The organism is Sphingobium limneticum (assembly GCF_008710155.1).
In the GTDB taxonomy this organism is placed as follows: domain Bacteria; phylum Pseudomonadota; class Alphaproteobacteria; order Sphingomonadales; family Sphingomonadaceae; genus Sphingobium; species Sphingobium limneticum.
Map to the genome: position 1 here is coordinate 228,243 of NZ_VYPZ01000003.1, position 20,903 is coordinate 249,145.

The window sequence follows — 20,903 nt, forward strand, 5'->3', positions numbered from 1 at the left end:
AGTTGGGAGCCTATGGGCTTCCCCGAACGGATGGCGGCCGCCGATTACATGGCGTTGTCGGCGGCGTTGAACGCATCCTCGAAGCTTTCGGGCAACGGCGGCTGAACCGGGCGATCGCACCCCTCTTCCTTCATATGGGCGCGCAGTGCATCCATCCGGCCAAGGTTCCAGCGCGCAAGCGGCACGCCAAGCGGACGAAATTCGGCGCGGTCGAACAGTTCCACCACATAGGATTTGCAGAGGTCGTCCACCTGATCGAGCGAGAGCATGCCAAGGTTCATGACCATCGGCTTGCCCGGCACGCCGTTGCGGCCCCGCACCAGGTCGGTCACGTAAAGCCCGCCGCGCGGATCGACCAGCACGACGTCCGCCTCGCTCGAATCGATCAGGCGATGGCTGGCGGCATAGGGCGCGACGAAAGCATGGGTGCGCCAGACCAGATAGCCACTCGCCAAAATGGTGATGGCCATGCCGATCAGCAGCGGGCGCATCGCCCCCTGCGGCCGAAAACGCGCCCAGCCAAGGCCGGCGAGCAGGCAGAAGGGGCCGATAAAACCATGGGCGTAGCGGAAGCCCCAGCCATAGCCCTGCGCCAGTGCCAGCAGGCATCCGGCAATACAGCCCATCGCCAGCGGCAGCGCGATTTCCTGCCCCCGGATCATCGCGCGCCAGCGCATGGCGGCGATGCCGAGCATGGCGAGCGGCACCATCAATATATTGTTCCAGGCGACATAGCGGGTGATGTTGACCAGCGGCTGCCAGCGATCGCCCAGACGTTCGAACAGGCTGCCGACCTTGTCCGCGACCCCGGCCGAGGGACGGATGTCGATCGGGGCGCCGAGCGCATGCATCAAAAATGTCGGCCAAACCTTCGCCCAGATGATGACGATCGCCACCAATGTCAGCACATGGAAGGCTGCGACCGTCCAACGCCGCGCCAGCAGCATCCACAGGATGAAGGGCGCGATGAAGATCGGCGGGAAATGCCATTGGTGCAGGCCGGCGGCGATGAGCGCCACCACCCCGGCGCTCAAATGACCGACCAACCCGCCGCGCAGGACGAGCGCCAGCCACACCATGTTGAGCGCGAAATGGCCGGTCATGGCATAGGGCGTCATGGCCGTGACCCACAACTGGCTGGACGACGCGCCGAGCAATACCGTCACCCACACCGCATCCGGGCGATCGGGCATCAGATGCAGGGCCACCCGCCACAGCGCGAACAGGCCCGCCATCAACAGCGCAGGGCCGGCCAGATTGGGATCGCCCAATTGCCAGAAGAGCGCCTGGATCGCGCTGTTCACCGGCAGATAGGCCGCCGTCCAATAATCCGCCGCGCCGAAGGGCGAGAAAAATTCCGGCATGATCGCGCGGCGATAGGGTTCCCATTCCATCGGAATCGGGCGGGCAAACAGGCCTTCGCGCATATAGGCGGCGGCGAAGCGGGCGACTTCCTCGTCCCGGCTGATCGCATAATCCTGAAACAGCGCATAATGGCCGGCCCATGCCGCCATGCCCAGCAGGACGATGAGCGGCACCACGATGCGCGCGGTCGGCCGGGGGAGCGCAAACCCCTTCCCTTCCGCCCAGGGCGCGGCGAGCGCGAGCAGCAACAGCGATCCCAGCAGCGCAGGAAAATCCTGATCGAGCAGCAGGATGACGGCCAAGCTGACGCCCTGCCGATAGGTGACATGCCAAAGGAAGGTCGCGCCAAGCCATAGGGCCAGGCCGATCGCTCCCGCCAGGAACAGGCGGCGCGCGCTGACGAACCCGGCTGTGTCGCCCATGGTCAAGCCCCGACCACCGTCCGGTTGACGAAGATGCCGTCCATTTCGACCAGCAGGGGGAAATGCCCCTTGTTATTGGCGAAGAAGGCGGAGGGGACAAAGCCCCGATCGCCCAGCCAGTCGATCATCGCGCGATAACCGGTGCCGCCTTCGTAGATGGGGCGAACGCCCAGTTCCGTCTGGATGCCGAGCATATCGGCCAGGACCGCACCCGCGCCTTCGCACACCGACAGGTCGTGCCCCTGCGTATCCATCTTGAGGAAAGGGCGCGCAAAGCCATGCTGCGCCACCAGTTCGGGAAGCAGCGTGTCGAGGCGGCGGCACTGCATCTCCACCGTCTTCGTCACCTTGTTGCGATCGGCGAAGATGGCGTCCTGTTCACCCGAAGGTTTTTTCAGCGAGCTGAACTGGTCGGCGGCCATGATGTTGAAGCTGGCGTTGCCGTCGAAATCGGACAGGGCCATGTTGAATACAAGCCATTTGCGATCGGACGCGGCCGCTTTCTGTAATTCGACGAACACGTCCGGGTTCGGCTCGAAGGAGAGGATCAGCCCCTTATAGCCCGCATCCTTGCGCAGCATGGTCGCATATTGGCCGCGATTGGCGCCGACGTCGAACAGGCAGTCGACCGAGAAGGCCGACAGGAAGCGCTTGAGCGCCTGAATTTCGGGATATTGATGAACCCGCCCGGCCAGCGCCAGGCGCATGGCCAGCTTGCGGTCGGCCAGTTCGCGCAGATAGCGGTTCATGCGCGCGCGGCCAGTGCGGTTTCATAAATGCCGATGGTCGCCACCGCCATATCCTTCCAACTTCCCATTGCCTGTCCATAGGCGCGTGCCTGCGCCCCGTGGCTGTGCCTGATGGCCGCGCTTTCGATCAGCGGCAAGAGGGCTTGGGCCAGCGCGGGTTCATTTCCCGCCCGCGCCTTGGCCACGACGCCGTCCGGCAACTGGCCGAACATGCCGGCATCGGATGTGACCATCGCCTTGCCATGATGCAGCGCGGACAGGAAAGCGCCGCTCGAATCGATGTGGCGATAGGGGAAGACGATCATGTCAGCGTGGGCCATATGCGCGTCGAGCCGGGCCTCGGTCAGGAAGCCGAAATCGGTGACAAGCCGGTCGGCGAAACCGGCCTTTGCAACGGCATCAGTCAATGGCGCGACGTCCATGAAGGGCTTGCCGGCCAGAACGAGTTCGAAAGCGTGGCCGGCGCGCCAGAGCTGGAGGCAGGCCTCGATGAGCAGATCGACGCCCTTATAGGGGCGGATCGTGCCGAAGAAGAGCAGGCGCGGGACCGTTGGTGCCGGTATGGCGGCGAGGTCGGCGGGCGTGGCCGGGGCGAGGCGCATCGGCGGGTGCGGGGTCACATGGATGCGGGCGGGATCGACGCCCTGCCCCATCAAGGCCGCGCGGGTGGTGTCGCCATGGACGATCAGCGCATCGAACAGATCGAGCAATGCACGATAGCCGCGCCCCTGAAGGCCAGCGTCGGCATGATAGGCGTCCGCATTATGGACCGTGTGGACCAGCGCCGTGCGCCCCTTCAGCCGGCTCAGCAGCAATCGGTCGGCGGGCGCCAGCGGAAGCCATTGGACATGGACGATATCGGCCCTTGTGAGCGGTGCGATGTCGCCCAGCGCGCAGGCCAGGCCATATTCCGCGGCCTTGGCGAGACGGAAGGCGCGCCCTTCCCCCAATCGCGTGCGCAAGGCTTCGCTGCGGCGGAAATAATGCGAGCGATAGCTGTAGTCCTGCGGCACGATCGCGTCGGTGTCGCGCATAGGGCGGCCGAGCAGGGTGACGTCCGCGCCCTCCCCCGCCAGCGCCGCGCACAGGCTGTCGTCATAGCGCCCGGTGAAGAGCGAGGGATCGACCATGGCGACCTTCATGCCCGCACCAACCGGCGCAGGGAGAGAAGATGGAGCATGGCCACACCCGCCAGCGTCAAGGCGTAGAGCGCAAGGAAGGCGAGGTCGAACCGGTCCGGCCAGAGCAGCAGAGCGAGCGGCGCGCTGGCCAGCGATCCGGCGAGGAACGGTAGCGAACGGGCCAGCAATTCGCCGAAGCGCCCCAGCGCCGCCTGGACATAGACGGATACGCTGAGCAGGGTCAGCGCCGCTAGCGCGAGAATGATGAGCAGGATATCCGCCCGGTCGATCACGGCGCGGCCGTCGAACAATATGGCGAACAACCGGTCGCCCGCCAGCAGTAGGAGCGCGGACAGCGCCACGGCGAACAGCAGAGCCGCCACCAATGCACGGCCGAGCAACTGACGCAGGCGGGCCGTGTCGCCGGCATGGAAGGCGCGGGTGATGCGCGGCAGGGCGGCCTCCACCGTGGCGCGGACCAGCATCGACAGGGCACGCGACATTTTGAAGAAGAAGTCGAATATCAGCATCGGCCTGGCATCGCTGGTCGCGAGCGCGATCGTGAAATAGGGCGCGTTATAGGCGATGATATCGGAGACGGTGAAGGCCGCAGAGGCACCGATATCGCGCAGATAATGGGCGCGGACATGACCGCCGCCGACGCGAAAGGCCAGCCAGCGGCGCCTCGTCATGCCAAGACGGCGATGGACATGACCGATGGCATAGCCGATCACGGCGATGCTGACGATCAGTTGCAGCGCAACCGACAGGCGCGGGTCCAGGCCGGCCAGCATGGCAAGCAGCAGGCCGATCGTCACGACGCGACGAGCGCAATCCAGTCCTTCCCACAGAAAATTGCCGTCCACCGCCGCCAGCGCACGCTTGGCCAGCAAGGCCGGCAGATTGAGGCAGGCGGAGAGGAAGAAGAGCAGGAAGAGCAAGGGCATGCCGGTCGAAAGCCAGCCGCCCGCCAGCGCGATCATCAGGATCGCCGTGGCTCCAACGACCAGCAGGCCGAGAAACAGGAACAGGACGCCCATTTCTTCCAGCCGGAAACCGCCATCCTGGGCCGCGTCCTCCCCACCCAGCCAATGCCGCCGCAATCGGGCATAAATGATGCTGGTCAGGCCAAATTCCGCCGAAATCGTGAAATTGCCGAACGCGACCAGCAGCAGGAAGGCTTGAAACTCCCCGATCGGCAGCACCCGCACGAACACGAAGGTGACGGCGAAGCCCCAGATCAGCACCAGCCCCACATTGGCGAGCTTCACCAGTGCAAGGAAGCGGGCCGAACCTTCCAGCCGCGCGAGGCGGCTCACCGTGCGGACTCTCCGCCCGGCTTGCGCGCGCGGAACAGCCGATCGTCCAGCCCATGGAAATGGCGGGTCGCGACGTCGATCGACGCGGCGTCTATTTCCTCCAGATCGAACCCGGCGGCGCGGATGCGATCGGCGAAATCGGGGCCATATTGGCGCACATGGTCCCACTGGCCAAAGCGGCGCTCCCGCTCACGCGGAGGAATGTCGAAGCTGCCGTCTTCGGTCGGCTTGTCCCATAATGGCACGATCAGCCAGGCTTCGCCGCCCGGCTTGAGCGCGCGATGGATGTTGCGCAGCACGGCCATGTCGTCGGGCACATGTTCCATCACATGGCTGGCGTAGAAAAGGTCGTAGCGGTCGCTGTCGGCCAATTCCATCAGGTCGACGCGGTGCATGTGCGGCACGGTGTAGCGCGCGGGATCGAGGTCCGCCGGGACATAATCGGCAGCGGCGGAAAAGCGCCTGACGAGGCTCCCTTCATTGGGGGCCATGTGCAGGATCGCGCCGGCGGTCGGCACGGTCAACGTGCCCTGCTGGATCAGCCAGTTCATCAACCGCTCGCGCGGCGAGGCGCCGCATTGCGGGCAACCCCATTCGCCATTGTCGCCATAGCGGAAGAAGCCGACCACTGCGCCGCCGCAGGCCGGGCAGCTGCGCGTCGCGCGCGCGCCCAGAGCCTTGCGCAATGTGAGCGCCGTCTTGGTCAGATGCTTGCCGGCGGCCTTGGCCACCCGCTGGACAGTAATCACTGGTCGCTCCGCAGAGATGTTGAAAGGCCGCGCTATACTATAAGCGCCGGGTAATGCGAGAGGCTTTCGGGATCAGGCCAGCAACGCGCGCACCAGATCGGGCACCAGTTCGCTGGCCGGGCCGAGCCGCGTTTCATCGAAATAGATGCTGCCGGCCGACGGATCGAGATTGAGTTCCAGCGTGCGGGCGCCGACATGGCGCGCGGTCTGGACGAAGCCGGCGGCAGGATAGACCGCGCCCGACGTGCCGATCGACACGAACAGATCCGCGTCGCGCACGGCGTCGTCGATCCGGTCCATTTCATAGGGCATTTCGCCGAAGAAGACGATGTCGGGGCGCAGGCGCGGCTTGCCGCAGCCATCGCAGATGCTGCCGGGCGGCAGCGCGTCATCCCACGGCACTGCCTTGCCACAGGCCGCGCAAAGGGCGGATTTGAGTTCGCCGTGCATGTGGATCAGCCGCTTCGCTCCGGCCCGTTCGTGCAGGTCGTCCACATTCTGCGTCACCATCAGCAGGTCGCCGGGCCAGGCGGCGTCGAGCGCGGCCAGCGCCTGATGCGCGGCATTGGGCGCCACCTTCGTCAATTTCGCGCGCCGCTCGTCATAGAAGCGATGCACCAGCGCCTCATCCCGCGCCAGCGCTTCCGGGGTGCAGACATCCTCCACCCGGTGCCCTTCCCACAAACCATCAGGCCCGCGAAAGGTGGCGAGGCCGGATTCGGCGGAAATGCCCGCTCCGGTTAGGATGACGATAGTGTGGATGTCGCTGCGCATGATAGGAGCATTAGAGCGCAAGCGCGGCCGCGCCAAGGCGCAGGGATGACAAAGCCGCGCCGCTCTGGCATCGGCCACGGCCTGACGAATAGGGAATGAGGCGGGACATGACGACGATCGGCATTTTCGGGGCAGCGGGCCGGATGGGACGCGCGATCGCGCAGGTCGCGGCCGATAGCGGCCTGGGGCTGGCAGGCGGCACCGATCGCGATCCGGCGGGCGAGATCGCGCCGGGGATCGCCATGACCGCCGACACGCTGGCGCTGGCGGAAGCGAGCGAGGTGCTGATCGACTTTTCCGTGCCGGGTGCTCTATCCGCGCATCTGGATGCCTGTATCGCGGCGAAGAAGCCGATCGTGATCGGCACGACCGGGCTGGAACCGGTGCATCATGCCCTGATCGATGAGGCGGCCGTGCATATTCCGGTGCTTCAGACCGGTAATACGTCGCTGGGCGTCAACCTGCTGGCGGCGCTGGTGGAAAAGGCGGCGGCGGGTCTGGGCGACGATTGGGATATCGAGATTGTCGAGATGCATCACCGGCACAAGGTCGATGCGCCGTCCGGCACCGCACTGATGCTGGGCGAAGCGGCGGCACGCGGTCGGCATATCCCGCTGGCCGAGCATAGCGATCGCGGCCGCGACGGCATTACCGGCGCGCGCACGCCGGGCGATATCGGCTTCGTTGCGCTGCGCGGCGGATCGGTGGCGGGCGACCATCAGGTGATCTTCGCCACCGAAGGCGAGCGGATCGAGATCGGCCATCGGGCCGAGAATCGCACCATCTTCGCCCGCGGCGCGGTGAAGGCGGCGCGCTGGCTGGTCGGGCAACCGGCTGGGCGGTACGATATGAAGGGCGTGCTGGGCCTGTAACCCATGAACAAGGCGCAGATCTTCGATTTCTTCAGCCGTCTGGCCGAAGCCAATCCCGCGCCGGTGACGGAGCTGGAATATGGCAATCCCTATCAGTTGCTGGTTGCCGTCACTTTGTCCGCGCAGGCGACCGATGTAGGGGTGAACAAGGCGACCCGCGCGCTGTTCCGCGAAGTAACCACGCCGCAGCAGATGGTCGATCTGGGCGAAGAGGGTTTGAAGCAGCACATCAAGACGATCGGGCTGTTTAATACCAAGGCCAAGAATGTGATCGGCCTGTCGGCAATATTGGTCCGTGATTTCGGCGGCGAAGTGCCGGAGGATCGTGATACGCTCACCACCCTGCCGGGCGTCGGGCGCAAGACCGCCAATGTGGTCGTGAACACCGCCTTCGGGCAGGAGACGTTCGCGGTCGACACGCATATCTTCCGCGTGGGCAACCGCACCGGCCTGGCGCCGGGCAAGACGGTGCTGGCGGTGGAGGAGAAGCTGGAGAAGCGGGTGCCCGGCCCGTTCCGCCGCGACGCGCATCATTGGCTGATCCTGCATGGCCGCTATGTGTGCAAGGCGCGCAAGCCCGAATGCTGGCGCTGCATCGTCAGCGACCTGTGCCGGTTCAAGCCCAAGACGCCCGCGCCGAAAGTCTCCGCAGCCAAGGCGGCCTGAAGCCTCTCCGCCATTCTCACGCCATTCATGACAAACGCGTTAGAGATGACGGATCGCGCCACGTCACGCCGTCGATTCGGCGTGATATGAGGAGAGAAGCAATGTCCGTCCATTTTGCCAAATTTGCCCTGTGCGCTGCGCTGGCCGGCATCGCCCTGCCCGCGTTCGCCAAGGACAAGCCCGATCCCTATGTGCCGACCAGTGGCGCGGCCATCGACTGTGTCCACATCCAGTCGATCCGGTCGACCAATGTGCGCGACGATCGCACGATCGATTTCATCATGAACGGCAACAAGGTCTATCGGAACAGCCTTCCCAACAGCTGCCCCAGCTTGGGCTTCGAGAAACGCTTCCTTTACAAGACCAGCCTGTCGCAGCTTTGCTCGGTCGATATCATCACCGTGCTGTGGAACAATGGTCCCGGATTGCAGCCGGGCGCCAGTTGTGGCCTCGGCAAGTTCCAGCCGATGGAGAAGGCGGCGAAATAAGATGGGCTGAGGTGATTTTGACGCTGGCGCAGGGCCAAGGACTTTGCTACCCGCCCCTCCTGACCAGCGTCATGCACCCATAGCTCAGCTGGATAGAGCGTTGCCCTCCGAAGGCAAAGGCCAGTGGTTCGAATCCACTTGGGTGCACCATAACCTCACAATAGACCGATCCGGCTTTGCTCGAAATCGAGCAACCAGCGTTTCACCTCCACGCCGCCGGCAAAGCCGGTGAGCGCGCCGTTGGTGCCGATGACGCGGTGGCAGGGTGCGATGATCGAGATGGGGTTGCGGCCATTGGCGGCGCCGACGGCACGGCTGGCGGTGGGATGGCCGATCGCGCGGGCGATGGCGCCATAGCTGCGCGTCTCGCCGAAGGGGATGGTGCAGAGCGCCCCCCAGACCTGCCTCTGAAAATCGGTGCCGCGAAAATCGAGCGGCACGGTGAATATCTGCAAATCGCCGGCAAAATAGGCGGTCAATTCCGTCGCCGCCTGCGCCAGCATGGGGTGATCCGGCCGCTCGTCCCGCGCGGTCAGGCGAACGCGGGCGGGATCGTCATCTTCCCACAGGATCGCCACCAGTCCCGCATCGCTGGCGACCAGGGTCAGCGCGCCGACCGGCGAGGGAAAGAGGGTTTGGACAAGGGCCATATGAAAATCTCCGCTACCTGCCCTATGGCCGATAGCGGAGATTATAGGCCAGGGCTTCCCCCGGCTTGCTTTCAAAGTCGGTGAGCAGCTTATTTCAGGCCGCCACCCATCGCCCGGTAGAGTTCGACCATATTGGTCGCACGGGTCAGTCGCGTACCGACCAGGCTCTGTTCGGCGGCGTAGAGCGACCGCTGGGAATCGAGCGTCGTCAGGAAACTGTCCACACCGGCACGGAAGCGGGCTTCCGAGAGGGTGTAGGCAACCCGCGCACTATCGCGCTGCGACGTCTGCGCTTCGACCTGCTGCGTCATCGTGCCGCGACGGGCGAGCGCGTCGGCGACTTCGCGGAAGCCGGTCTGCACGCTCTTTTCATAGGTGGCGAGCATCGCGTCATAGGTCGCCCTGGCATAGCGCAGATTGCCCTTGTTCCGGCCGAAGTCGAAAATGGGCAGGGTCGCGCCGGGGGCCACCGACCAGGTATCGCTGCCCGACTTGAACAGGCCGGACAGGCCGAGGCTGACAGTCCCGAGCGCCGCCGTCAGCGAAATGGTCGGGAAGAAGGCCGCCCGTGCCGCGCCGATATTGGCGTTGGCGCCGAGCAGATTATGTTCGGCCGACGCGATGTCGGGCCGACGCAGCAGCACGTCGGACGAGATGTTCGCCGGCAGATTGTCCAGCGTCGCGTCCTTCTGCTCCAGCGAATTGGGCAGATCGGCCGCCGACACGGTCGTCCCGGCGAGCAGGTTGAGCGCATTCTGGTCCTGCGCCACCAGCGTCGTCGCGGCCGCGATGTCCGACCGGGCGCCGTCATAGCTGGTCTGCGCCTGACGCACTTCCAGTTCCGAAGCAATGCCCCTGTCGAAGCGGGCCTTGTTCAGTTCCAGCGTCTTGCCGAACGCCTTTTCGGTGTCGATCGCAATCCGCAGCCGTTCCTGATCCGCCGCCATGGTGAGCCAGGCATTGGCCGTTTCCGCGATCAGCGCCGTCTGCGCCGCATTACGGGTTTCGACACTGGCGAAATATTGCTCCTGCGCGGCCTTGGTCAGGTTGCGCACCCGGCCGAACAGGTCGATCTCCCAGGAGGAAATGCCCAGCTGCGCCTGATAGACGTCGGTGTTGAGCCGCTGGCTCTGACCGAACTGGACGAGCGGCTGCTCCGAATAGGTCGCCGTACCGCTACCCGCCACGGTGGGGAGCAGGTCTGCCCGCTGCACCTTATATTGCGCCCGCGCCTGCTCGACATTGGCGAGCGCGATGCGCAGGTCGCGATTATTGGCGAGCGCGGTTTCGATGACGCGTGCCAGCCGCGCGTCGGTGAAGAAATCGCGCCATGCCGTATCGGCGGGGACGATGGCCGCCCCTGCCCCGGCATTGGCGGCATAGGCGTCACCCTGGGGCGTGCCGGCCGGAACGGGGAGTTCCGGCCGCACATATTTGGGCGCCATGTCGCAGGCGGCCAGCGCCAGCGAAAGGGTGACGGCGCCCAGCGCTTTCATGTTGCGCTTCATCTTCAAGCCTCCTGCGGCGCGTGCGGGGTGTCCGTCTCGCCAGCCGCATCTTCATGGTTCTTATGTTCGCGGAACAGCCGCTTTACGACGGTGAAGAAGACGGGGACGAAGAAGATCGCCAGCACCGTCGCCGACAACATGCCGCCGACAACGGCCCAGCCGATCGCATTCTGACCGCCTGCACCCGCTCCGGTCGATACCGCCAGCGGCAGCACGCCGAAGATGAAGGCGAAGCTGGTCATCAGGATCGGCCGCAGACGCAGCTTGCCCGCTTCCAGTGCCGCCTTGGCCGGCGACAGGCCTTCGCGCATCTTTTCCTCGGCAAATTCCACGATCAGGATCGCGTTCTTTGCCGACACACCGATGGTCGTGATCAGGCCGACCTGAAGGTAGATGTCGTTGTTGAGGCCTGCCAGCGTCGCGGCGATCACCGCACCCAGCACACCCAACGGCACCACCAGCATGACCGCGATCGGCACGGACCAGCTTTCATACAGCGCGGCCAGGCAGAGGAAGACGATCAGCATCGAGAGCGCATAGACGTAGGAGGACTGGCCGCCCGATGTCTGTTCTTCGTAGGAAATGCCGTTCCAGCTGAAGCCGATACCGGCCGGCAGCTTGGCCGCATGTTCTTCCATCGCCTTCATCGCGGTACCGCTCGACACGCCGGGGGCAGGTGCACCCTGAATGTTCATCGCGGGAACGCCGTTGAACCGCTCCAGACGGGCCGGCCCCTGCACCCACTGGGTCGTGGAGAAGGCGGACAGCGGCGCCATGGTGCCCGTGCTGCCACGGACATGATAGGCGCTGACCGCATCGGGCGTCATGCGGAACGGCGCATCCGCCTGCACATAAACCCGCTTCACGCGATCGCGGTCGATGAAGTCGTTGATGTAGGCACCACCCAAATTGGTGCTGATCGTGTCGTTGACGTCCGCCTGGGCGATGCCCAATGCGCCCGCCGCCGCCTGATCGACGTTCAGCTTGAGCTGGGGTGTATCTTCCAGGCCGTTGGGGCGGACCTGTGCCAGGCGCTTGTCTGCCATGGCCATGCCGAGCAGCTGGTTGCGTGCCTCCAGCAGCTTTTCATGGCCCAGATTGGCCTGATCGAGCAGCTGGAAGTCGAAACCGGACGCATTGCCCAATTCCTGCACCGCCGGCGGCACGAAGGCGAAGGCCATGCCCGACGTGATCTTCTGGAACGCCATGTTGGCGCGCAGCGCGATGGCCGGGACATGATTGTCCGCGCCCTTGCGATGCTCCCAGTCCTTCATGCGGGCGAAGACGATACCGACATTCTGTCCCTGACCCACGAAGCCGAAGCCGGCAACGGTGAAGACGGCGGACACATTGGCCTTTTCATCGATGAGATAATGGTCGCGCATCTTGGCCAGGGTGCGTTCGGTTTCCTCCTGCGTGGCACCGGCGGGCAAGGACACCTGATTGATGATCATGCCCTGATCTTCATCAGGCAGGAAGCCGCTGGGCAGGCGCAGGAAGACGAATGCCATGCCGACCACGATCAGGCCATAGACCAGGATGGTCCGGCCCCAGCGACGTTCGACCTTTTCGACACCGCGGCCATAGCGCACCACGCCCTTGTCGAACGTGCGGTTGAACCAGTCGAAGAAGCGGCCGAAGACCGAGCCGATCGGCCCGTTCCAGCTATGACCGTGCGACGCCGGTTTCAGGATGGTTGCGCACAGGGCCGGCGTCAGGATCAACGCCACCAGCACCGACAGGATCATCGAGGAAACGATCGTGATCGAGAACTGGCGGAAGATGACGCCCGTGGACCCACCGAAGAAGGCCATGGGCAGGAACACCGCCGACAGGACGAGGCCGATACCGATCAGCGCGCCGCTGATTTCGTCCATCGACTTGCGCGCCGCTTCGCGCGGACTGAGCCCCTCATCCTGGATGAGGCGTTCCACATTTTCCACCACGACGATCGCGTCGTCGACCAGCAGGCCGATCGCCAGCACCATGCCGAACAGCGTCAGCGTGTTGATGGTGAAGCCCGCCACGCTGAGGATCGCGAGCGATCCGAGCAGCACGACCGGAACCGCGATGGTCGGGATCAACGTCGCGCGCCAGTTCTGAAGGAACAGGAACATGACGACGAAGACCAGCAGCACGGCTTCGAACAGAGTATGGATTACCTGTTCCACCGACAGCTTGACGAAGGTCGAGTTGTCGACCGGGAAGTCATATTTCACCCAATTGGGGAAATTCTTCGACAGTTCATCGACGCGGCTCTTCACCGCCTCCACCGTGTCGAGCGCATTGGCACCCGGTGCCAGCTTCACGCCGAAGCCCGAAGCGGGATGACCGTTGAACTTCACACCGAAACCGTAGATTTCGGCGCCCAGCTCGATCCTTGCGACGTCGGACATCAGCACGACCGAACCGTCGCTGTTGCTGCGCACGCGGATATTGCGGAATTCTTCCGGCGTGCGCAGGCGCGACTGGGCCGTGACGGTGGCGTTGAGCGCCTGCCCCTTGATCGAGGGCGAACCGCCGATCTGGCCGGCCGATACCTGAGCGTTCTGCGCCGTGATCGCCGATTTGACGTCCCCGGTGCTGACACCCAGATTGGCCATCTTATAGGGGTCGAGCCAGATGCGCATCGCATATTGCGAACCGAACAGCTGGGTATCGCCGACGCCGGTGACACGGCTGAGCGGATCTTGCAGGTTGGACGCGATGAAATCGCTCGCATCCTCCTGATCGTGGATGCCATCATCGGAATAGACGGCCATGATCAGCAGGAAGCTGGACGTCGATTTACCGACGCGCAAGCCCTGCTGCTGCACTTCCTGCGGCAGCAGCGGCGTGGCCTGCGACAGCTTGTTCTGGACCTGAACCTGCGCGATGTCGGGATCCGTGCCCTGCTCGAAGGTCAGGGTGATGGCGAGATTGCCAGACCCGTCGCTGGTGGACGAGAAATAGCGCAGATTGTCGATGCCCTTGAGCTGCTGCTCGATGATCTGCGTCGTCGTGCTTTCCAGCGTCTGGGCGTTGGCACCGGGATAGAGGGTCTGGATCGTCACCGCAGGCGGCGCAATTTCCGGGAACTGCGCGACGGGGAGCGACCGGAGCGCGAGCAGGCCGGCCAACATGATGACGATGGCGATGACCCATGCGAAGATGGGTCTGTCGATAAAATAGCGGGCCATGGCTTAGTGCGCCCCACCCTGTTTGTCGGCCGGGGCAGCGCCCTGCGCCGCCGCGCCGCCTTCAGGCGCGGTGACCTGCTGCGGTGCGCCGGGCTTTACCACGGTGCCGGGGCGCAGATTGACCAGCCCTTCGACGATCAGCTTGTCGCCGGCCTTCAGACCGTCGGTGACGATCCACTTGTCGCCGACGGCGCGATCGACCGTGACCTGGCGCATTTCGACCTTATTGTCCTTACCCACGACCATGGCGGTCGCACGGCCACGCGCGTCGCGGCTGATACCCTGCTGCGGTGCCAGGATCGCCTGGGTCCGTTCGCCTTCGATCAGCTTGGCGCGCGCATACATGCCGGGCAGCAACAGGCCGTCCGGATTGGGGAAGGTCGCGCGCAGCGTCACCGCGCCCGATGTCGGGTCGACGGTGACTTCGGAAAATTGGAGCCGACCCTCGATCGGGTAGGCGCTGCCGTTGGGCAGGATCAACTGGATGCGGGCACCCTGTGCTTCGCTGATGCCGCCCTTCTTCATAGCCTGCTTGAGGTCGATAATCTGGGCCGCCGATTGCGAAACGTCGACATAGACGGTGTCGGTGCGCTGGATGGTGGTCAGCGCGTCGGCCTGACCCGCCTGAACGAGCGCGCCCGGCGTGAAGAGCGAGCGGCTGATCCGGCCCGAAATGGGCGCGCGGATGCGGGTGAAATTCTGGTTCACCTGGGCCGCCTGAAGCGCGCCACGCTGCGCTGCAACATTGGCGCGCGCCTGCTGCGCGGACGCATCTGCATTGTCATATTCCTGCTTCGACACCGCATTGATGCCGACCAGATCCTTGTAGCGCTGCGCCTGCAATGCCGTCGAGCGGATCGCTGCCTGCGCGTTGGCGAGCGAACCCTGCGCCTGTGCCAGAGCGGCCCGATAAGGCGCGTCGTCGATTTCGTAGAGGAGTTGGCCGGCGCGAACGAAGCCGCCTTCCTGGAACAGACGACGGCGGATCACGCCGCTGATCTGCGGCCGCACCTCAGCCGTTTCGACCGCGACGATGCGGCCCGGCAGCTCGTTCAGCAGCGGCGCCGACTCGGTCTTGAGCGTCACCACGCCGACCGAAGGCGGCGGCGGCGCGGGAGGCTGCTGCTCGCCGCAGGCGCTGAGTGCGAAAGCCGACGCGCACGCCAGCAATCCTATGATTGTCCCCTTTTGCATCGCTTAACATCCGTTTTTTTAGGGATCGAAGATTAGGAATGAACGTTCATTCCGCTTGCCCGGCAGGTACGATCATGGCAATGCGATTTCAAGAGGCAAAAAACGCCGAAAGGGTAATTATGGTTGCAGTGCAGCAGGAAAAAAACGGTCACGCTCGTATTCTGGCGGCTGCGCGCACCTTATTCGATAGCCACGGCTTTCACCAGACATCTATGGCGGAGCTTGCCAGCGAAGCCCAGGTGTCGGTCGGCCAAATCTATCGCCTGTTCAAAAGCAAGGAAGATATCATCGAGGCACTGGTGCACGATGATGCGGACCAGTGGTGCAAAGACATGGGCGCGCTTCAGGTCAGGCTGGATTCCGGCGAACTGACCATCGAACAGACTTTCGAGCAATTGCTGATACAGACGATCGACGAGAAGGACGAAGCACTGTCCTTCGACATATTGGCCGAAAGTTTCCGCAACGGCGAAGTGGCCGATACGATCGGCGCCATGTGCCAGCGCTTTCGCGTCTATATCCGCTCATTTGCCTGCGCAGCCAATGACAGGCTGTCGGGCGAGGCGCTGGACGCGGCGGAGGAAATGCTGCTCGCCTGTCTTTTCGGCCTTGGTCATCGCAGCATATCGCGCCCTCGCCTGTCCGCCGAAGTGGCAGCCCGGCGAACCGCACAGATGATCGTCGCGGCACTGCGCGGCGTTCAATAACCGAAATTATCGAGCAAAGCCTCGGCGTTGAAGAGCTCAACGTTGGTTGCGCCCAGCGCATGATGCCGCGCGCCCTCCCGTCGCGCCACCGGGGCCATCCACCGCACCCCTTGCTGTCCCGTCGCAACTTACCTTCCCCGCGCGGATTTAATCCGGGTAAGTTTTCGGGAGGTATTTCATGCAGATAGAGACATCCTTCAACCGTGCCTATTTCAAGGCACGGATGGAAAGGAACCGCCAACTTGCCGCCCGGTCGAGCGATCCGACCATTCGCGACCTGCATCTGAAATATGTCCGACTCTACGAACAATTGATGGAAGCGCCGCAGCCCGCCTGATGCGCGGGCGCGGCGCCGCCTGATGCTCAGCGCGCCGCCGCGCCCTCCGGCAGGACCACGGCCGACCAGCTTTTGCCCGGCACCAGATATTTGGCGGCAAGCGCCTGCAACTGGGCCGGCGTCACGCTCAACATATCCTGCGACATGTTCTTCATCGCGTCGACATAGCGGGGGTCATGGGTCGCCCCCTCCATCTGGTTCATCCAGAAGGCGTTGCCGGTGCTGGCCCGCATCAGCAGCTGGCGCATCGGCGCCACCGCCCGCTGCAATTCATCGTCGCTCACCGGCGTCTTGGCTAGGTCGGCGGCCGTATCCTTCACCACGCTGTAGAAATAGGCGATGCGGTCGGGCCGAACCTGACTGGTGACGAGGATATAGCCGCCGCTATCGTAGGAGAAGGGCCAGTTATTCTGGACGCTGGGCGAATAGGCAGCCCCTTCCGTCGATCGCAGCTTGTCGAAGAGGCGATCGTTAAAGATCTGCGTCAGGATTTCGAGCTGGCGCCCTTCTTTTTGCAGGTCGAAGCCGCCGGCGGTCGGCCAGGCCATGACGGCGGCCGCCTGTTCCTTGTCGCCCTTGTGTCGCAGGACCACCGGATTTTCGACATGGGGGGGGAAGCGCATCGCCTTGTTGGCAGCCGGAACCGGAACGTCGGGGCGAGCGGGAAGCGCGCCGAAGGTAGCCGCGACCGCCTGGATCGCCTCCTCCGCCTTCACCTGACCGAAAATCTGCACTTCGATCGGGCCGGAGGCCAGGATCGGCTCCCATGTGGCGCGGAAGGCCTGGGGCGTCAGCCCGTCGATTTCGGCGCGCGAGGGCGTGCGGAAACGCACATCCTTGTCATGGAGCAGCCAGTTGAGATCGCGGCCCAGCACCGCGTCCGGCGATCGCGACATGGCGTCATAGGCGACGGCCGCGCCGGTCTTCACCCGCGCGAGCGGCGCAGGATCCCAGCCGGGAACCGCCAGTTTCGTCGCGAACAGACGCAATTGATCCTTATAGTCGGCCGGGCGCGTCACCACCTGCATTTCGAAGGCATCGTCGTCCGTGTTGAAATCCATGCCCATGCGGCGACCGTTGGTCAGGTCGTCCAGTTCTCGTTGTCCCAGCTTACCGATGCCGCTGGCCGCCAGCGCATAGTCGGCGGCCCAGCTGGGCACCGGTTTCGTGGGCGAGAAGGCCTGCTGGCCATGGCCGAAGCGGACGTTGACACGCACCTTTTCGGTTTCCGCATCATTGGCGAAAAGCGTCAGCTTGACGCCGTTGGAGAAGGTGATGCTTTCCATCCCCTGCAACGCGACCGGGGTGCGCGATACGACGGTACCGGGCGGCCCAAGCTTGGGCAGGTCGTCCATCGTGACGGCCTTGTCGGCCAGACGCGCGTTAGTAGCCGCCTTCACCGGCGCAGCGACGGCGGCGGCCAGCTTAGCATCGAGGCCGGGCTGGATCTTGCCCGTCACCAGCAGCGCGCGGAAGACGCCGGCCGAGAACAGGCGGCGGGTGGAATCGAGAATTTTCTCGGGCGTCATGGCCGGCTTGCCCGCGCGGAAGATGTCGACGGCCGCGTCCGGGCTGACCGTGGTTTCGCGAATATCCACGGCACTGACGAGATCGCTCGCCTGCTTGGCGCCCGGTTCGGTGTCCGCATTTTCGACCTGGATCGAAAGCGCCGTATTCATCTGAGCATATTCGCGGTCGATTTCGGCCTGGCTGGGCGGCGCGGCCTTCGCATCCTCCACCACGGCGCGGACGTCGGCCAGTGCCTTCTCCCAATTTTCGCCGGTCGGGATGATGGTCATGAAGGTGCCGTCGACGGAGCGGCTGACATCCTGCTGGTCCACACCTGCCTGCAGGAAGCTGCCCCCGCCGCGCGCGGCCTGCTCCAGCCGGCGGCTGATGATCTGCAGCGCCAGCATGTCGGTCAGCTTGTCCTGATTATAAAGGATCGTGTCCGCATGCGCCGTCCAGGGGCGCAGCCAGGCGAGCGTCAGGCCGAGCGGCACGCCCGGTTCCACGACCACGCGGGTCGCCGGCAGCTTGGGGTTGGGCGTGCCGAAATCGGGCAAGGGCGCGCCCTTGCCGGGCACGGTCCAGCTGCCGAAATGATCCTTGATCAACTGTTCGGCCTGCGCCGGGTCGATATCGCCCGCGATCGCGATCACCGTATTTTCCGGACGGTACCAGCGCTGATGGAAGGCCTCCACCTTCGCGGCGGTCGCGGCCGTCAGCGTCGCCACCGTGCCGATCGGCGCATGGTCGGCCAACGCCTGGCCCGCGAAGAAATGCAGGCGGCTGGCGTCGGACATGCGCATTTGCGGGCCGTCGCTCTCCCGCTTTTCCGCCAGGACCACGGCGCGCTCGGCATCGACGGCGCTGTCCACGATGTTGGGGTCGGTCATCATGCCGGCGATGATCTTCATGCTTTCGGCAAGGCTGGCCGGCGTCGCCTGCGGCAGGTCGAGCGCATAGGTTGTGCCGGTCGGCGTGGTCGCGGCATTGCTGTCGCTGCCGAAGGTAACGCCGAGCCGCTGCCAGATCCGCTTGGATTCGCCGTCGGGCACATGGCGCGAGCCGCGCATGGAAAGATGCTCGATGAAATGGGCGTACCCCAGTTCATCGGGCTGCTCCATCAGTGAACCGGCATCGACCCGCAGGCGCATCGACACCTGACCCGGCGGCACGCCGTTGCGGCGGACGGCATAACGCAGCCCGTTGGGCAGCGTGCCGAAGCGCCAGGCCGGATCGATCGGCACATCGCTATTTTCGTAGAGCCACGGCCGCACCTGCGCCTGACCGGTGGGTGCGATCTGTTTTGCGGTGGCGGGTGCATCGCCGGTCCGGGCCGCCAGAGGCGATCCCGACAGAAGCAAGGCGAGGACGGAGAGCGAAGCGGCCGAACGGCGGGGGAAAAAGCGCATAGGCAAGAGAGCCTAACGGCATTTTCCTGAATGACCACTGACAAAGCGGTCATATTCGGGTTTGCGGGACTGCGCCATGCCTCACCCGTTCGGGCTGAGCCTGTCGAAGCCCGGTCCTGTTGCGATGCCGGAAGAAAGAGCGGCCCTGCGACACGCTCAGGGCGAACGGGTTATGGCTGGCGGGTCAGTTTTCCGACCATCACGCAAAAAGGGGAGAGGCCGCATTGCAGCCCCTCCCCTTTTTTCTATTGCTTATATCAGCGCGGTGCGCCCGTGCGCTGGACCGCGCCCTTGTGCGTGCCGACACCGCCGCGACCACGGCAGCGGCCGCGGAAGGGCTTCTTCTCGCCGCCCTCGGCATCGGTGCGATGCGCACGGTCGGGGGCGCCGCGCTGCTGCTTCTGACCATCCTGATAACGACGCTGGCCGTCGGCGCGACGGGCTTGCTGCTGCGGCGTCTGGCTCGGTCCCTTCTTGGGCGCAGCCGGCTTGGGCAGGTTGCGGACCGCTTCCATGAAATTCTCAGGCAGCGGCTCGATTTCCAGCTTCACGCGCGTCGCGCGCTCGATCGCCTTCAGGTAAGGCCGTTCATCATCCGCCACGAAGCTGATCGCGACGCCCTCCGCCCCGGCGCGCGCGGTGCGGCCGATGCGGTGGACATATTGTTCGGGCACGTTGGGGATTTCGAAGTTGATGACGTGGCTGACACCCGACACGTCGATGCCGCGCGCAGCGATATCGGTCGCGACCAGCAGCTTCACCTTGCCCTGACGGAAGGCCTGGAGCGCGGTGGTGCGCTGGCCCTGGCTCTTGTTGCCATGGATGGCGAAAGCGTCGATGCCCGCGCCTTCCAGGAAGCGCACGACGCGATCGGCACCATGCTTGGTGCGGGTGAAGATGAGCGCGCGGTCGATATCCTCATTCTTGAGGACGATGTGGAGCAGCGCCTGCTTTTCCGCCTGATTGACGAAGGTGGCCTGCTGGCGCACGCGTTCGGCCGTGGTGGATTGCGGGGCGACGCTGACCTTGACCGGATCGTTCAGGAACTGGGCGGCGAGCGCCTCGATTTCCTTGGGCATGGTGGCCGAGAAGAAAAGGTTCTGGCGGTCCTGCGGCAACATCTTGGCGACGCGCTTGAGCGGATGGATGAAGCCCATGTCCATCATCTGGTCCGCTTCGTCGAGGACGAAGATTTCCGTATCCTTGATGGTGAAGGCGCGCTGGTCGATCAGGTCGAGCAGACGGCCCGGCGTGGCGACGACGATATCGACACCGGCCGACAGGGCGCGGATCTGCTTGCCGATCGGCACGCCGCCGAACACGGTTTCGACCGACAGTTTCAGGAAGCGGCCATAGTCGCGGAAGCTCTGCGCGATCTGCGCGGCGAGTTCGCGGGTCGGGGCCAGCACCAGCATGCGACAGCCCTTGATCGGGGTCGGTTTCGCATTGCGGGCGAAATAGTCGAGGCTGGGCAGCGCGAAGGCCGCCGTCTTGCCGGTGCCGGTCTGGGCGATGCCGCACAGATCGCGGCCTTCCAGCAGGACGGGGATCGCCTTTTGCTGGATCGGGGTCGGCGTGACGTAATTTTTGGAGGCGAGCGCCTTCATGATGGGCTCTGCGAGACCAAGTTCGTTGAATTGCATTTGGAAAACTCACAAGTCGGCCATGCGCCAACTTGCTCTGCGGACGCAGGAAGGGCGCGAGGCGGGTTACGAAACGACCCGCGTGAAAAGGGAAGCCTCAAGCTTGGCGCAGACTCTCATTGGCCGGTCCGTGGTCCTCGCCTGACCTTGTGGTCACTTGGGATTGCGGACGATCACGCTGCCAATCGCTAGGGGGCCGAAAGACCCATCTGCTGCGCTGCGACGCATATGGCGAATTTGCA

The 20,903-nt window shown here is 64.5% G+C and carries 17 protein-coding genes and 1 tRNA gene; 6 read left to right on the forward strand and 12 right to left on the reverse strand.

Translation table 11 applies throughout. The features are described from left to right. Positions 1–44: 44 nt before the first annotated feature. The 6 genes from F4U94_RS05755 to F4U94_RS05780 form a co-directional block, all read right to left on the reverse strand. Positions 45–1,787 (reverse strand): MFS transporter, encoded by a 1,743-nt coding sequence (locus tag F4U94_RS05755; RefSeq protein ID WP_120250002.1) that lies wholly within the window; start codon positions 1,785–1,787, stop codon positions 45–47. A gap of 2 nt (positions 1,788–1,789) precedes the next feature. Beyond that, complete coding sequence (locus F4U94_RS05760) at positions 1,790–2,536, reverse strand: FkbM family methyltransferase (protein ID WP_120250001.1); 747 nt, start codon at positions 2,534–2,536, stop codon at positions 1,790–1,792. Then, complete coding sequence (locus tag F4U94_RS05765) at positions 2,533–3,678, reverse strand: glycosyltransferase family 4 protein (protein WP_120250000.1); 1,146 nt, start codon at positions 3,676–3,678, stop codon at positions 2,533–2,535. Before F4U94_RS05765 ends, F4U94_RS05760 begins: the two co-directional genes overlap by 4 nt. Continuing rightward, positions 3,675–4,976, reverse strand: a complete 1,302-nt coding sequence (locus F4U94_RS05770; protein WP_172598762.1) for a hypothetical protein — start codon at positions 4,974–4,976, stop codon at positions 3,675–3,677. The genes F4U94_RS05765 and F4U94_RS05770 overlap by 4 nt, the downstream gene beginning before the upstream one ends. After that, complete coding sequence (locus F4U94_RS05775) at positions 4,973–5,725, reverse strand: class I SAM-dependent methyltransferase (protein WP_120249999.1); 753 nt, start codon at positions 5,723–5,725, stop codon at positions 4,973–4,975. Before F4U94_RS05775 ends, F4U94_RS05770 begins: the two co-directional genes overlap by 4 nt. A gap of 72 nt (positions 5,726–5,797) precedes the next feature. Next, positions 5,798–6,499, reverse strand: coding sequence for an NAD-dependent deacylase (locus F4U94_RS05780; RefSeq protein ID WP_120249998.1), 702 nt, complete (start codon positions 6,497–6,499; stop codon positions 5,798–5,800). A 107-nt stretch (positions 6,500–6,606) separates the two neighbouring features. On the opposite strand from F4U94_RS05780, the gene dapB reads away from it, so the two are divergent. The 4 genes from dapB (at position 6,607) to F4U94_RS05800 (ending at position 8,675) form a co-directional block, all read left to right on the forward strand. Further along, positions 6,607–7,371 carry a 4-hydroxy-tetrahydrodipicolinate reductase gene (dapB, locus tag F4U94_RS05785; protein WP_120252043.1) on the forward strand — a complete coding sequence of 255 codons (765 nt, stop codon included), beginning with the start codon at positions 6,607–6,609 and terminating at the stop codon, positions 7,369–7,371. A 3-nt stretch (positions 7,372–7,374) separates the two neighbouring features. Next, positions 7,375–8,037, forward strand: coding sequence for an endonuclease III (gene nth / locus F4U94_RS05790; protein WP_120249997.1), 663 nt, complete (start codon positions 7,375–7,377; stop codon positions 8,035–8,037). Between the two features lie 101 nt (positions 8,038–8,138). Further along, positions 8,139–8,525 carry a hypothetical protein gene (locus tag F4U94_RS05795; protein WP_120249996.1) on the forward strand — a complete coding sequence of 129 codons (387 nt, stop codon included), beginning with the start codon at positions 8,139–8,141 and terminating at the stop codon, positions 8,523–8,525. Between the two features lie 73 nt (positions 8,526–8,598). Continuing rightward, positions 8,599–8,675, forward strand: a tRNA-Arg gene (locus F4U94_RS05800). Between the two features lie 5 nt (positions 8,676–8,680). Here F4U94_RS05800 and F4U94_RS05805 read toward each other — a convergent pair. The 4 genes from F4U94_RS05805 to F4U94_RS05820 all read right to left on the reverse strand — a co-directional run bounded on the left by F4U94_RS05805 (position 8,681) and on the right by F4U94_RS05820 (position 15,056). Next, entirely contained in the window at positions 8,681–9,175 is a 495-nt protein-coding gene (locus tag F4U94_RS05805; RefSeq protein WP_120249995.1) for a methylated-DNA--[protein]-cysteine S-methyltransferase, read from the reverse strand. An 89-nt stretch (positions 9,176–9,264) separates the two neighbouring features. Continuing rightward, a complete protein-coding gene (locus F4U94_RS05810; protein ID WP_120249994.1) occupies positions 9,265–10,683 on the reverse strand; it encodes an efflux transporter outer membrane subunit in 1,419 nt (472 codons plus the stop codon). 2 nt (positions 10,684–10,685) lie between these two features. Then, the gene (locus F4U94_RS05815; RefSeq protein WP_120249993.1) at positions 10,686–13,862 is read right to left on the reverse strand and encodes an efflux RND transporter permease subunit; all 3,177 of its coding nucleotides are present in this window, start codon (positions 13,860–13,862) and stop codon (positions 10,686–10,688) included. Positions 13,863–13,865: 3 nt separating this feature from the next. After that, positions 13,866–15,056 carry an efflux RND transporter periplasmic adaptor subunit gene (locus F4U94_RS05820; RefSeq protein WP_120249992.1) on the reverse strand — a complete coding sequence of 397 codons (1,191 nt, stop codon included), beginning with the start codon at positions 15,054–15,056 and terminating at the stop codon, positions 13,866–13,868. Between the two features lie 119 nt (positions 15,057–15,175). Between F4U94_RS05820 and F4U94_RS05825 the strand changes: the two genes are divergently transcribed. Both F4U94_RS05825 and F4U94_RS24305 read left to right on the forward strand, forming a co-directional pair. After that, positions 15,176–15,763 (forward strand): TetR/AcrR family transcriptional regulator, encoded by a 588-nt coding sequence (locus F4U94_RS05825; protein ID WP_120249991.1) that lies wholly within the window; start codon positions 15,176–15,178, stop codon positions 15,761–15,763. 178 nt (positions 15,764–15,941) lie between these two features. After that, positions 15,942–16,100: a hypothetical protein gene (locus tag F4U94_RS24305; protein WP_170267500.1), complete on the forward strand. Its 159-nt coding sequence runs from the start codon at positions 15,942–15,944 to the stop codon at positions 16,098–16,100. A 26-nt stretch (positions 16,101–16,126) separates the two neighbouring features. On the opposite strand, the gene F4U94_RS05830 is transcribed toward F4U94_RS24305, so the two are convergent. Together F4U94_RS05830 and F4U94_RS05835 are read right to left on the reverse strand one after the other, a co-directional pair. Beyond that, positions 16,127–19,018 (reverse strand): M16 family metallopeptidase, encoded by a 2,892-nt coding sequence (locus tag F4U94_RS05830; RefSeq protein WP_150411866.1) that lies wholly within the window; start codon positions 19,016–19,018, stop codon positions 16,127–16,129. A 257-nt stretch (positions 19,019–19,275) separates the two neighbouring features. Further along, positions 19,276–20,661, reverse strand: a complete 1,386-nt coding sequence (locus tag F4U94_RS05835) for a DEAD/DEAH box helicase (protein WP_120249990.1) — start codon at positions 20,659–20,661, stop codon at positions 19,276–19,278. Positions 20,662–20,903 lie beyond the last annotated feature (242 nt).